The organism is Mesorhizobium sp. ISC11 (assembly GCF_037162595.1).
Classification (GTDB): domain Bacteria; phylum Pseudomonadota; class Alphaproteobacteria; order Rhizobiales; family Rhizobiaceae; genus Mesorhizobium; species Mesorhizobium ciceri.
In genome coordinates, this window is record NZ_JAVSPW010000001.1 from 4009411 (window position 1) to 4022864 (window position 13454).

General features: G+C 63.6%; 13 protein-coding genes. 8 read left to right on the plus strand and 5 right to left on the minus strand.

The annotated features are described in order from the left end of the window. Positions 1 to 113 precede the first annotated feature (113 nt). The 3 genes from RPF88_RS19515 to RPF88_RS19525 all read left to right on the plus strand — a co-directional run bounded on the left by RPF88_RS19515 (position 114) and on the right by RPF88_RS19525 (position 2226). A complete protein-coding gene (locus tag RPF88_RS19515) occupies positions 114 to 434 on the plus strand; it encodes an OsmC family protein (protein WP_442921281.1) in 321 nt (106 codons plus the stop codon). 939 nt (positions 435 to 1373) lie between these two features. Further along, a complete protein-coding gene (locus RPF88_RS19520; protein WP_127219059.1) occupies positions 1374 to 1634 on the plus strand; it encodes a hypothetical protein in 261 nt (86 codons plus the stop codon). 91 nt (positions 1635 to 1725) lie between these two features. Then, positions 1726 to 2226 carry an MmcB family DNA repair protein gene (locus RPF88_RS19525; protein WP_050596417.1) on the plus strand — a complete coding sequence of 167 codons (501 nt, stop codon included), beginning with the start codon at positions 1726 to 1728 and terminating at the stop codon, positions 2224 to 2226. Positions 2227 to 2240: 14 nt separating this feature from the next. Here RPF88_RS19525 and nhaA read toward each other — a convergent pair whose 3' ends face one another. The 5 genes from nhaA to RPF88_RS19550 all read right to left on the minus strand — a co-directional run bounded on the left by nhaA (position 2241) and on the right by RPF88_RS19550 (position 8919). Beyond that, the gene (gene nhaA / locus RPF88_RS19530; protein WP_337122985.1) at positions 2241 to 3449 is read right to left on the minus strand and encodes a Na+/H+ antiporter NhaA; all 1209 of its coding nucleotides are present in this window, start codon (positions 3447 to 3449) and stop codon (positions 2241 to 2243) included. A 62-nt stretch (positions 3450 to 3511) separates the two neighbouring features. Then, complete coding sequence (locus tag RPF88_RS19535; RefSeq protein ID WP_013528072.1) at positions 3512 to 4075, minus strand: ActR/PrrA/RegA family redox response regulator transcription factor; 564 nt, start codon at positions 4073 to 4075, stop codon at positions 3512 to 3514. A gap of 85 nt (positions 4076 to 4160) precedes the next feature. Beyond that, entirely contained in the window at positions 4161 to 5492 is a 1332-nt protein-coding gene (locus tag RPF88_RS19540; RefSeq protein WP_013528073.1) for an ActS/PrrB/RegB family redox-sensitive histidine kinase, read from the minus strand. Between the two features lie 26 nt (positions 5493 to 5518). Beyond that, complete coding sequence (gene hrpB, locus RPF88_RS19545; protein WP_337122987.1) at positions 5519 to 7981, minus strand: ATP-dependent helicase HrpB; 2463 nt, start codon at positions 7979 to 7981, stop codon at positions 5519 to 5521. A 47-nt stretch (positions 7982 to 8028) separates the two neighbouring features. Continuing rightward, positions 8029 to 8919: a DMT family transporter gene (locus tag RPF88_RS19550; RefSeq protein WP_013528075.1), complete on the minus strand. Its 891-nt coding sequence runs from the start codon at positions 8917 to 8919 to the stop codon at positions 8029 to 8031. Between the two features lie 28 nt (positions 8920 to 8947). Between RPF88_RS19550 and RPF88_RS19555 the strand changes: the two genes are divergently transcribed. The 5 genes from RPF88_RS19555 to RPF88_RS19575 all read left to right on the plus strand — a co-directional run bounded on the left by RPF88_RS19555 (position 8948) and on the right by RPF88_RS19575 (position 13453). Further along, positions 8948 to 9637: a PIG-L deacetylase family protein gene (locus RPF88_RS19555; protein WP_337122988.1), complete on the plus strand. Its 690-nt coding sequence runs from the start codon at positions 8948 to 8950 to the stop codon at positions 9635 to 9637. A gap of 277 nt (positions 9638 to 9914) precedes the next feature. After that, on the plus strand, positions 9915 to 11246 hold the full coding sequence (locus RPF88_RS19560) for an ABC transporter substrate-binding protein (RefSeq protein WP_337122989.1): 1332 nt from the start codon (positions 9915 to 9917) through the stop codon (positions 11244 to 11246). 109 nt (positions 11247 to 11355) lie between these two features. Beyond that, a complete protein-coding gene (locus tag RPF88_RS19565; RefSeq protein ID WP_013528078.1) occupies positions 11356 to 12303 on the plus strand; it encodes a carbohydrate ABC transporter permease in 948 nt (315 codons plus the stop codon). Then, complete coding sequence (locus tag RPF88_RS19570) at positions 12300 to 13250, plus strand: carbohydrate ABC transporter permease (RefSeq protein WP_013528079.1); 951 nt, start codon at positions 12300 to 12302, stop codon at positions 13248 to 13250. Before RPF88_RS19565 ends, RPF88_RS19570 begins: the two co-directional genes overlap by 4 nt. Next, the gene (locus RPF88_RS19575; RefSeq protein WP_013528080.1) at positions 13247 to 13453 is read left to right on the plus strand and encodes a hypothetical protein; all 207 of its coding nucleotides are present in this window, start codon (positions 13247 to 13249) and stop codon (positions 13451 to 13453) included. Before RPF88_RS19570 ends, RPF88_RS19575 begins: the two co-directional genes overlap by 4 nt. The last annotated feature ends 1 nt before the right edge of the window (position 13454 follow it).

Here is a 13454-nt window from a genome sequence, read left to right on the forward strand (position 1 = left end):
GAGGACATCCGCAATGGTCTCGATGACCGTCGAACTGCGCAATGTGGAGGACACGCGAGCCGCCATGGGCTGGGCCGGCGGCCACACGATCATCGTCGACCAAGGCCGGCGGCATGGGCCTGGGCTTCAATGGCGGCCAGTTGCTTGCCCTGGCGATCGGCGGCTGCTTCTGCAACGATCTTCGCTACGTCGCCGAGGAAATGGGCGTAACGCTCGACAAGATCGCCGTGACCGTGACGCTGAACCTCGAAGGCAAGCCTTTGCTCGCGACCTCGTCAACCATGGCGGTTTCATGCACGACGCTGGACGGCTCCGACCCGGCCGAGATCATTACAAGGGCCGCGGCGATTTCCACGGTCAGCAACTCCCTGCGCCAGGGCGTGTCGGTGAGCATTGAAACGGCCGCAACGACGGCCGGCTTGTCGGAGGAATGATCCCCGGAACAGGCGCATTGGCCGCGTGGATTGTCAGAGATCGCCCAAAAAGGCCCGCCGCCGGCACGGCAAAGCGATTGACCCAATTTTCTTCGGCATCTGGGCGCGTCAATCAGCCGCTCTATGTCTTCCCTTGTCGCAATGATCAACGATGGAGGTTGGCATGGATCGGCGATTGTTTCTGACTGGAATGCTTGGGCTGGCAGGGGCTGCGACCGTCGTCGCAATCGCGCGTCCTGCCACCGCCTTGGCCGGCATCCCGAATACGGGGCCCGGCATTCTCGACGAGCTCGACAAACCGTCCGACGATATTCTCGACCCGGATGGTCCCGGTGTCCAGGATGGCGTCGAGTTGGTGCGGCACCGCAGATGGCACCGCCGCCGTCGCCGACGCGGGTGGAGGCGGGTCTGCCGTCGCTATTGGCGCAATGGCTATTGGCGCCGCAGATGTTTCCGCAGATCCTTCTGGATCCACTTCTGACGAGACCAGCAACGCGAAGGTCCCGGCGCCCGCCGGGGCCTTCGCTATCGCTGCGGGCTTCAATCAATCGGCAAAAAAGGCCCGCCGCCCCTCGGCAGCGGGCAGGTCCTGGAGTGCCGGGGGATCAACCCGGCATGGGATCAACGAGCGGGTCACCGGTTGGTTGCAGGGATCGGCCCGGTAGCCTTCCTTTGGGTGGACCGCCACCGGGCCTGACCGGAGCGGGGTGTATTGGGGGAGCCCCGGCTGCTTCCAAAATATCACTTTTCTCTTATATTCGCTTTAGCTAATTTACATAAAGCCATGCATCACCCGCAGATGGGGTGCGCACTTCACGAAAGTGTCGAAGTGACGTCTCCCTGCTTATGCCATTCGGCATTCGCGGAACTAAAGCGGTTACATCTGACTTTAGTTGGTGACGCGCAAAGACTTTTTCGCTGCTATCTTAAAGTTACCAAATGGAAATTGACCGGCGCAGCATATCAAGTCGATTTGCGCTGACGATCTCTCTGTTTTTCCAGGAACTGCTTGGCGTGCTCCGCCCAATCAGCCGTGGTGACTTTATGCTCCTGAACGGACTTTCTGAAAGCCTTGCGCAGAGCATCAAGGTCAAAGGCCCACAGTTGTTCACCATCAGTGCTGTTCAATTTTGCGCCGCCCGTCCCCATGAGAACGATGGTGTGCACCACAAGCTCAATCTTTCAAGGATCAATGCCTGACTTCTTTTGGGTATATCCGGGTATATCGAATATACAATCGCCTGCATAAAACAGGTTCAAACCGTGAACAGAATCTGGCATGGTGCTTGGCATGCCGATCATCTCGCCCATCCCAATCAACCCTCTCATCGACGGTCGCCAGTCCGAACGCGCCATGCTGGTGCGGCGCGGTGTGCAGCGGCTGCTCATGGATATGGGCGCGCATGTGTTGCCCGAACTGTCGCTGGCCACCGGCCGCCGTGCCGACCTCGTCGCGCTGACCCGGCAGGGCGATATCTGGATCATCGAGATCAAATCCTCGATCGAGGATTTCAGGGTCGACCGCAAATGGCCCGACTACCGGCTGCATTCCGACCGCTTCTTCTTCGCCACCCATCCCGGCGTACCCTCGGAGATCTTCCCGCACGAATGCGGCTTCATCCTTTCCGACGGCTATGGCGCCGAGATCCTGCGCGATGCGCCCGAGCACCGCATGGCAGCGGCAACGCGCAAGGCGCTGATGCTGCGGATCGCGCGGGCCGGCGCTTCGCGGCTGCTGGCGGCGGAGCTTGCCGGCGTGTCGGTGCCGGCGCTGGAGGGTGAGAGCGAGTAGCGGCGTCCTTCACTCTATGACCGGCTCTCCTCTTCGCCGTCCTCCACGCCACCCCTACCGGACGCCATGAGCAGCACGGCAGCGCCCAGGATGGCGGCGATGAAGGAGCCGGCGAGGATGCCGACCTTGACCGCGTCCTGCAGCGCCACGTCGCCGGCGAAGGCGAGCAGGCCGATGAACAGGCTCATGGTGAAGCCGATGCCGCACAGCAGCGATATGCCGATCATGTGCGTCCAGCCGGCATTGGCGGGCAGGTCGGCAAGACCGAGCCTGATGGCAAGTGCCGAGGAGCCGAACACGCCGACCAGCTTGCCGACCACCAGGCCGGCGGCGACACCCAGCGTCAACGGCTCGATCAGCGCGCCAAAGCTCAGGCCGGCGAGCGAAACGCCGGCATTGGCAAAGCCGAAGATCGGGATGACGGCGAAAGCCACAATCTTGTGCAGGCCGTGCTCGAGCCGGTGCAGCGGCGAATGGTCCAGATCGTGACCGATCCCGGCGGAGCGCTCAAGCGGGATGGTCAGCGCCAGCGCCACGCCGGCAAGCGTTGCATGGACGCCAGATTTCAGCACCAGAACCCACAGGACGACGCCCAGAACGAGATAGGGCACAAGCGTCATCACCCGCATGCGGTTGAGCACGACAAGCGCGGCAATGATTGCGAAGGCGGCACCCAGATAAGCCAGCGACAGGCCGCTGGTGTAGAAGATGGCGATGATGATGACGGCACCGAGGTCGTCGATGATGGCCAATGCTGTGAGGAACACCTTCAGCGAAGCCGGCACGCGGCTGCCGAGCAGCGACAGCACGCCGAGCGCAAAAGCTATGTCGGTGGCGGTCGGGATCGCCCAGCCGGACAGGGCGGCCGCATTGTTGCGGTTGACGGCGACATAGACGAGTGCCGGGACCAGCATGCCGCCGGCGGCGGCGATGCCGGGCAGCACGCGCCGAGGCCAGGTGGAGAGCTGGCCGTCCAGCATCTCGCGCTTGATCTCCAGCCCGACGAGCAGGAAGAACACCGCCATCAGCCCGTCATTGACCCAGTGCGAGACGCTGAGCGGGCCGAGATAGGCGTGGAGCACGGAGAAATAGGTTTCGGCGAGCGGCGAGTTGGCGACGATCAACGCAAGTGCCGCCGCCGCCATCAGGATGATGCCGCCGGCCGCTTCGCTATCGAGAAATTCGCGGAAGACGGAAATCGGCCGCTGCTTCAGATCCTGCATGTCGCCTCCGTCATGCCGCCTGTTTCGGCGGGTTTCAATCGGCAAGATGGCAAACGGTGGCCTTAACGCGGCGCGCGCTTTGCCAGTATGCGCTGCAAGGTGCGACGGTGCATGTTGAGCCGGCGCGCTGTCTCGGAGACGTTGCGCTCGCACATCTCATAGACGCGCTGGATATGCTCCCATCGGACGCGGTCGGCCGACATCGGGTTTTCCGGCGGCGCCGCGCGCTCGCCGGCGGTGCGGGTGAGTGCGGCGAAGATATCATCGGCGTCGGCGGGCTTGGAGAGATAATCGACCGCACCGAGCTTCACCGCGGTCACCGCGGTGGCGATGTTGCCATAGCCGGTCAGGATGATGGTGCGGGAATCCTCGCGCTTTTCGCGGATGGCCGCGACCACGTCGAGGCCGTTGCCGTCGCCGAGCCGCATGTCGACCACGGCGTAGGCGGGTGGATTGGCGCGCGCCTTGGCAACCGCCTCCTCGACGCTCTCGGCCGTCTCGACCACGAAGCCCCTGGCTTCCATGGCGCGGGCCAGACGCGTGAGGAACGGCTTGTCGTCATCGACGACAAGCAGCGAGGTGTCCTCGCCTTCAACCATTGCGCCAATATTCTCGTCGCCTGTCATAGTCTCAAAATTCCTGCTGCCTTAATTTTACGCAAATATAGTTCCTGAGCCTCCTTGTCCAATTTTTAGAGGTCCTTCAAGGCTCTCAGGCAGTGTCGAACATGCTGGCCGAAGTGATTTCCGGATTGAGGAACACACCACGCGGCCACGATATCTGGACCATGGCGCCCTCGCCCAGGCCACTCGAATTGCGGAAATCGAGCACGGCACCAGAGCGTTCGAGCAGGGTCTTGGCGATGAACAGGCCGAGGCCCAGACCACCGCCGGTTTCATTGCCCTGACGCGTCGACATATAGGGCTCGCCGATGCGGTCGATGATCTCGGCCGGAAAACCTGGGCCGTCATCGACGATCGAGAAGGTGACGGTGGCCTCGTCCCAGCTCCAGCGCACGGTGACGCTTTTGCGGGCGAAATCGACCGCGTTCTCGACCAGGTTGCCGAGGCCGTAGATGACGCCCGGATTGCGCTGCCCGACCGGCTCGGGGCCGATGCGTTCGCCGGGCCGAAGCTTGATCGAGATGCCGAAGTCCCGGTGCGGCGCGGTGACCTCCTCGACCAGCGATGTCAATGGCAGCCGCGAAAGATGCGCCTCACCCTCCGAGGACAGGCTGGTCAGCCGCTTGAGAATCTCGCGGCAACGCTCGCTCTGCGAACGCAACAGCGTCACGTCTTCCCCATATTTCGGATCCTTGCCGAGCGCCTTTTCCATCTCCTTGGCGACAAGCGCGATGGTGGCGAGCGGCGTGCCGAGCTCGTGCGCGGCCGCGGCGGCCAGCCCGTCGAGCGCCGAAAGGTGTTGCTCGCGCTGCAGCACCAGCTCTGTTGCGGCGAGCGCATTGGCCAGAAGCCGGGCTTCGGCTGCCACCCGGAAAGCATATATGGCGGTGAAGGCGATCGAGGACAGCACCGCCATCCACATGCCGGCGACATAGAGAAAAGGCATCGCCAGCGGCGCATCCTCATGCCAGGGCAGCGGCAGATGGACAAAGACCAGAAAGGTCGCCGCCGACATGACCAGCCCGCCGAGGATGGCGGTCAGGCGCAGGGGCAGCGATGTCGCCGAAATGACGACAGGCACGGTCATCAGCAGCGAGAACGGATTGGTGAGGCCGCCGGTCATGTAGAGCAGGCCGGCAAGCTGCAGGCTGTCGAAGATGAGGATGCCGAAGGCCGCAAGCGGCGTGAGCCGGTGTGCCGCCGGAAAGCGAAAGGCGAGAAACAGGTTCATCCAGGCCGAACAGGCGATCAGGGCAAAGCAGAGGCTGACCGGCAGCGGAAACTTCAGCCCATAGGCGACGACGAGCACCGCCAGGCTCTGACCGACAATGGCAAGCCATCGCAACCGGATTAGCGTGTTGAGGCGCAGTCTCTGGCTCTGCTGGAAATCGGGCGAACGCAAAACGTTGATCATGGCCATGAATTACAGCCGCGAAGCTCCAAAGGCTAGGTCCCGCGCGGCTTGGCCCGGGCGGTGGCGGCGGCGAGCAGCGGGTTTTCCGGCCAGACATGCTTGGGATAGCGGCCGCGCATGTCGGCGCGCACGTCGGCCCAGGAGCCGCGCCAGAAGCCGGGCAGGTCGCGCGTCGTCTGGATCGGCCGGTGCGCCGGCGACAGGAGTTCGAGCGTCAGCGGCACAGTGCCATTGGCGATCGAAGGATGGCGGTCGAGGCCGAACAGCTCCTGTACGCGAATCGCCAGCACCGGCCATTCGCCGTCATAGCGGATAGGCACATGGCTGCCGGACGGAGCGTCGAAATGGGTCGGCGCCAGCGTATCGATCCTGCGCTGCAGATCATGCGGCACGAGGCTGGCCAGTCCGGCCGAGACAACACCTGCATCGATGGCGGCAAACGATGCCGCGCCGGCGAGGTAAGGCAGCAGCCAGTCGTCGAGGCGCTCGACGAGGGCGTCATCCGCCATATCGGGCCATGGCGCGCCCAGGCCGCGATGCAGCCAGCCAAGCCGCTGGCGCAGCGTTTGCGCCTCCTTGCTCCAGGTCAGCAGCGACAGCCCGTGCTGGCGCACGGCATCGAGGACGGCGCGGTCGGCGTCGGCCCCCGTTGGCGGCGGCAGCATGCGCTCGGCGAGCGTGATGGCGCCAAGGCGCACGGTTTCACGTACACGCACGGCGCGCTTGTCCCGATCGAAGCTCGTTTCACGGCGCGCCTCGATCCTGTCCGCCAACGCGACACGGACATCGTCCTCGCCGATCGCCGCTGCCGCCATGATGCGCGCATTCTGTGCCTTGCCCTGCAGGTCGGCGACGATTAGAAACGGCTCGCCCGCCAGCGGGTCGGCGGCGTCGAGCATGGCGCCGGAGCCGTTGGCCAGCACGAAACGGCCGCGCTCGCCGCGCGCCTTCGCCACCCGATCCGGCCAGGCGTGCACGAGCAGGAGACCGGCGGCCGCAGCTTCGCTGCCCTTCGCCCCGCCAGCCTGCCTTGCCAGCCTTTCGGCGAGCTGCTTGGCGACGATAGCGCGCGGAGATCTTTCCCCGCGAAAACGCATCAGCCGCCGCTCCAGATCGGCGCCGTCGCCGCCGAGGCTGCGTTCGGTAAGCAGCACGGCAAGCATCGCCGCCTCGAAGGCATGGCCGCTCCGGGATGCCTCGGCAACCATATGCGCCAACCGCACCGGCAGAGCGAGCTTGCGCATCGCTGCACCCGCCTCCGTCAGGCGCCCCGTTTGGTCGATGGCATCCAGCGCGCGCAGTAGCCCCCTTGCCTCATTGAGGGCCGGAACAGGCGGCGGATCGAGAAAAGCGAGCCCTGTCGGATCGGCAACGCCGAAGGCAGCACAATCGAGCAGCAGTCCGGACAGATCGGCCTCAAGGATTTCCGGCGGCGTGAAAGCGGGAAGTGCAGCCGTTTGCTCGGCCCGCCACAGCCGGATGGCGACGCCTGGCTGCGTGCGTCCGGCACGGCCGGCGCGCTGGTCGGCGGAAGCCTTGCTGACACGCACGGTCTCCAGTCGGGTCAAGCCACTGGCCGGCTCATAGCGCGGCAGCCGCGACAGGCCGGAATCGATGACGACGCGCACGCCGTCGATGGTGATCGAGGTTTCGGCTATCGAGGTGGCCAGCACCACCTTGCGGCGGCCCGATGTTGCCGGCTTGATCGCCGCGTCCTGCGCCTTGCCGTCCAGCATGCCGTAGAGCGGGACGATGTCGGTATCGGTGCCGACCTTGCCGGCCAGCCGTTCGGCGGTGCGCTCGATCTCGCGCTGGCCGGGCAGGAAGGCAAGGACGCTGCCGCTCTCGTCGGCAAGGGCGGCGCGGATCGCCTTGGCCATCGCGTCCTCGATGGCGATGCCGGCCGGCCGTTCGTCATAACGGATATCGACGGGAAAGGCGCGACCCTCGCTTTCGACGACCGGCGCGCCCGACATGAGTTTGGCGACGCGCGCGCCGTCGAGCGTCGCCGACATCACAGCCAAGCGCAGATCCGGCCTGAGCGCCCCCTGCACGTCGAGCGCCAGAGCGAGACCGAAATCGCCGTCGAGCGAACGCTCGTGGAATTCGTCGAAAATGACAGCCGAAACACCGGGCAGTTCGGGATCGTCGAGGATCATGCGCGCCAGCACGCCTTCGGTGACGACCACGATCCTGGTCTTTGCCGAAATGCGGTTTTCCATGCGCATGGCGTAGCCGACGGTGGCGCCGGGTTCCTCACCAAGCAACTCAGCCATCCGGCGAGCGGCGGCGCGAGCGGCGAGGCGGCGCGGTTCAAGCAGGATGATCTTGCCGGCGCCGAGCCAAGGCGCGTCAAGCAGCGCCAGCGGCACCAGCGTGGTCTTGCCAGCGCCGGGCGGCGCCACCAGCACGGCGCTGTTGCCATCGCCAAGCGCTTCCCTCAGCGCCGGCAGCACGACGGACACAGGAAGCTCCGGCAGGGGTTTTGTGGTCATGGCGCCCGCATATCAGCGGTTACGGCCACGGCGCAACCAGAGTCGGTTCAAAGCCGGGTACGCGAAAACGGGTTCCAGCGCACGGTCCCCAGCCGCGCTTCCTCACGCACCATGGTCAACAGGCCGGCGCCGCCAACGACCGCCAGGCCAACCAGCGACAGCCCGTCCGGATATTCCTGGAAAAACAACGCGCCGAGGATCACCGCCCAGGCGATCTGCGAATAATGCGTCGGCGCGACCCGGTTGGCAGGCGCGTATTTCATGGCCAGCAGTTGAAGGAATTGTCCACCTGCTGTGAAGGCACCGGCCGCCACCAACCACAGCAACTGCTTGCCGTCGGGAACGGTGAACGAGGTGGCGGCGGCACCGATGCCGTTGAACAGCAGGCCGTAGCCGACCAGCACGCCGAGCATGGTGGTGCGCTTTTCCTGCTGCGCCAGCGAGCGCATCAGGATGACGCTGGTGGCGGCGAGGAAGGCAACACCGAAGGCGGCAAGGTGGCCGAGATTGAGCTCGCGAAAGCCCGGCCGCACCACCAGCATGACACCGGCGAAACCGGCGACCACCGCCAGCCAGCGCCAGGGGCCGACCTTCTCCTTGAGGATCACCGTGGAGAGAATGGTGACGCAGAGCGGCGCCAGGAAGATCAACGCATAGGACTCGGCCAGCGGAATGGTGGTGAAGGCGTAGACACTGAGCACGCCGGAAGCGATGCCCGCCCAGGCACGCGCCTGCACCGCCCATGGCCTTCTGGTGCGCCAGAAATCGCGCCAGCGTTCGCCCGCGGGCCGCGTGAAGAACAGGAAGAAGCCCGCGAACAAGGTTATGAAAAAGCCGATCTCGAAGATCGTGAGCTGACCGCCCAGGCTTTTGACAACGGCATCGCTACCCGAATAGCTTGCGTAGGCGATCAGGGCGAGCAGGATTCCGTTCGTCACGTTGTTCCAATTCCGGGGAGAGAGTGGTTTGAAAATCCTGGCGCTCGGTGCGCATCCGGACGACATCGAGATCTTCATGTTCGGTACGATGGCCGCCTATGCCGCGCAAGGCGCAGAACTCACTTTTGCCATGGCCACGGATGGTGCCAGGGGCGGCACAAGTGATCCCGCTGTTCTCGCTCGTGTCCGTCGCGACGAAGCAACGGCCGCGGCCGCGCTGGTAGGCGCAGTGCCACGCTTCCTCGACTTCCCGGACGGCGAGCTGGTGGCCGATGCAGCGCTGATCGGAGCTCTGAAAGCACTGATCGGTCAAATCGGCCCGGATCTGGTGGTCACGCATGCGCCCAACGACTATCACGCCGACCATCGCGCACTGTCGGACGGCGTGCGCATCGCGGCGTCTTTCGCCGTCCCGGTGCTGCATGCCGACACGATGGGCGGCACCGGTTTCTCGCCGACGCACTATGTCGACATTTCCGCCCATGCCGACGTCAAGGCCGAGGCGATCCGTATGCATCAGTCGCAGGATCCCGACCGCTTCGTCGACATTGCGCGGACACAGAACGCCTTTCGCGCCGGCCAGTGCAACGGCGCGCAAGGCTCATCGGCCGAAGCCTTCCGTTTCGAACCGTCGTTCCCGTTCGCCGATATCCGCGCGCTGCTGCCGCCGGCGCCGGCGATCCGCAAGGTGATGGTGAGCACCAGAAGGGTAGATTGAAAGCCGAGGCTGCCCCACGTCCCGGTCAGAATCGGCCTGAACAGCTTCGGTAAGCCGGCCAGCGGTCCGCGCTTTTCCCAACGTTTTCAGACATCGCCATAAGCATGCTGCGGCGCAGCAACGAATTCGCTTGCCTTGTTTAGTAAAAATTGCATCACTAAACAAATTACTAAACATCTGCAGCGCAACCGCGCCGCCATGTTTGGGCCCCTGAGGAGAGGGGTTGAGGGCTTTTTGAAACCGTCATCCGGGCGCGTTTCGCAAATGGGAGGAAGTCATGAAATCGAGCTTGAAACTGGCGTTGGGACTGACCTCGGCGATCACAGCGTCGACAGCCGTCGCGAACGTCGCGCACGCTGAAGACCTGACCCTGTGCTGGGCCGCCTGGGACCCGGCCAACGCGCTTGTCGAACTGTCCAAGGATTTTACCAAGGAAACCGGTATCGGCATGAAATTCGAGTTCGTGCCGTGGACCAACTATGCCGACCGTTTCCTCAACGAGCTCAACTCGCACGGCAAATTGTGCGACCTGATCATCGGCGACAGCCAGTGGATCGGCGGCGCTGCCGAGAACGGCCATTACGTCAAGCTGAACGACTTCTTCGACAAGGAGAAGATCAGCATGGACGATTTTGTGCCGGCAACCGTCGTCGGCTATTCGGAATGGCCGAAGAACACGCCGAACTACTGGGCGCTGCCGGCCATGGGCGACGTCGTCGGCTGGACCTACCGCAAGGACTGGTTCTCCAAGCCGGAGCTGCAGAAGGAATTCAAGGAGAAGTACGGTTGGGATCTCGGCCCGCCAACCACTTTCGACCAGTTGAAGCAGGTCGCCGAGTTCTTCCAGAAGCGCGAGATCGACGGCAAGACCGTCTATGGCGCCTCGATCTACACCGAGCGCGGCTCCGAAGGCATCACCATGGGCGCCATGGACGTGCTCTACAGCTATGGCTTCCAATACGAAAACCCCAAGAAGCCCTATGAAATGGAAGGCTTCGTCAACTCCGACAAGTCGGTCAAGGGGCTGGAGTTCTACAAGGCGCTCTATGATTGCTGCACGCCGCCCGGTGCCTCGAACAGCTACATGGGCGAAGGCGTCGATGCCTTCAAATCCGGCCAGGTGGCGATGCACATGAACTTCGCCTTCACATGGCCGGGCCTGCAGAAGGACGAGAATGTAGGCGGCGACAAGATCGGTTACTTCGTCAACCCGAAGGGTCCCGACGGCGAGCAGTTCGCCCAGCTCGGCGGCCAGGGTATCTCCGTGGTGTCCTATTCCGACAAGCAGGAGGCGGCGCTGAAATACATCAAGTGGTTCGCCAACAAGGACGTGCAGGCCAAATGGTGGTCGCTCGGCGGCTATTCGTGCCTCAACGCGGTGGTCAAGAATCCGAAGTTCCCGGCCAGCCAGCCCTACGCGCAGACCTTCCTCGACTCGATGGCAATCGTGAAGGACTTCTGGGCCGAGCCGAGCTACGCCCCGCTGCTGCAGGCTTCGCAGAAACGCTTCCACGACTATGTCGTCGCCGGCCAGGGTTCGGCCAAGGATGCGCTCGACGGCCTGGTCAAGGACTGGACCCAGGTCTTCCAGGACGATGGCAAGATGTAACCAGCTCCTCCCGAGCTAAGCCAAGCATCCCGTGCCGCCCCTTGGCACGGGATGCAGTTCAGATAAATTCCATGACAGAGACGACCAAGTGACCGAAGCAGGACTCATCATGCTCAATCGGACCGCGGAGAACGTTGCCCGGGCGACCCCGGAACCGTTGGCCCGCAAGGTCCGGGGCATCAGCGACAAGGGCCTCGCCTGGCTGTTCATCTCGCCGACGATCCTGTTGCTGCTGGCCATCAACATCTTCCCGCTGTTCTGGGCGATCTATCTGTCGTTCACCAACTACCGGGCCAACCGCCCGAACGAGGTGGTGAAAAATCTCGGCCTTGCCAACTACCAGCGCATCCTCGGCGACAAGGATATCTGGATCGCCATGCAGACGACCGCGCATTTCGTGTTCTGGACGATCCTTTTGCAGACGCTGATCGGCTTCACGCTGGCCTGGCTGATCGACAGGAAGTTCCGCGGCCACGCTTTCTGGACGACGCTGATCCTGGTGCCGATGATGCTGTCGCCGGCGGTGGTCGGCAATTTCTGGCGCTTCCTCTACGAGCCGCAGATCGGCCTGTTCGCCTATGCGATCTCCTTTGTCACGAGGATCCCGCCGACCGATATCCAGATGCTCTCCAACGTGTCGCTGGCGCCCTGGTCGATCATCATCGTCGATACCTGGATGTGGACGCCCTACGTGATGCTGATCTGCCTCGCGGGCCTCCGCTCCATCCCCGAATACATCTACGAGGCGGCCGAGGTCGACCGCGCCTCCAACTGGCGGCAGTTCTGGTCGATCACGCTGCCGATGGCGCTGCCCTTCATCATGCTGGCGGTGCTGTTTCGCGGCATCGAGAACTTCAAGATGTTCGACATGGTCAATCTGTTGACCGGCGGCGGGCCGGGCTCGACGACCGAGGTCGCCTCGATAACGCTGAAGCGGCAGGCTTTCGAAAGCTGGCGCACCGGTTATTCCTCGGCCTTCGCCATCATCCTTTTCGTGGCGGTGTTCGGCCTGGCCAACATCTACGTCAAGGCGCTCAACAAGGTGAAGCAGAGATGAGCCTGACCACAGCCCATTCGGTCGTCGCACCGAGCAGCAACTCGAAACGGATCGCCGGCACGATCATCGTGCTTTACGCACTGATCTCGATCGTGCCGCTGCTGTGGATCTTCGCCACCAGCTTCAAGACGCCGCCGGATTCAATCGCGTATCCGCCCAAGATCCTGTTCCAGCCCAGCCTCGAGGGCTACTGCAATTTGTTCACGACGCGGACCCGGCAGACGCCGGAATACATCAACTCGCTGGGCCCGGCGACGGGCTTCTGCGACGAGACCACGCGCAAGCGCAACATGGTGATCGCCGGTCCGTCCAACTTCCTGCCGCGCTTCGTCAATTCGCTGATCATCGCCTTCGGTTCGACCTTCTGCGCCGTGTTCCTAGGCACGCTGTCGGCCTACGGCTTCTCACGCTTCAAGGTGCCGCTCGCCGACGACCTCCTGTTCTTCATCCTGTCGACGCGCTTCATGCCGCCGATCGCCGTCGCCATTCCGATCTATCTGATGTACCGCGAGCTTGGCCTGTCGGACACCGCGCTCGGCATGATCCTGCTCTACACGGCGGTCAATGTGTCGCTGGCTGTCTGGCTGCTGAAGGGCTTCATCGACGAGATCCCGCGCGAATATGAAGAAGCGGCAATGATCGACGGCTACACGCGGCTGCAGGCCTTCTGGCGCACCGTGCTGCCGCAGGCGACGACCGGCATAGCCGCGACCGCCATCTTCTGCCTGATCTTCGCCTGGAACGAGTATGCGTTCGCAGCTCTCCTGACCTCCGGCACGGCGCAGACCGCGCCGCCCTTCATCCCGACCATCATCGGCGAAGGCGGCCAGGACTGGCCGGCGGTCGCGGCCGGCACGACGATCTTCCTGGTGCCGATCCTGGTTTTCACCATCCTGCTTCGCAAGCAATTGCTGCGCGGCATCACCTTCGGCGCGGTGCGCAAATGAGCTTGACCAAGCCTGGGAACCGCAAATCGCGCTGGCCGGCCTGGGCACGGCGCGGGCTGATGGAAAACATCGCGACAGCGCTGATCGCCATCGGCTTCCTGATGCTGTTCCAGCCCTTCGCGCTGTCGCTCTACACCTACTCCTTCATCACCATGCTCGCTGGCACCGTGATGTTCATCATCGTCTCCAAGTTCCCGGAATAAT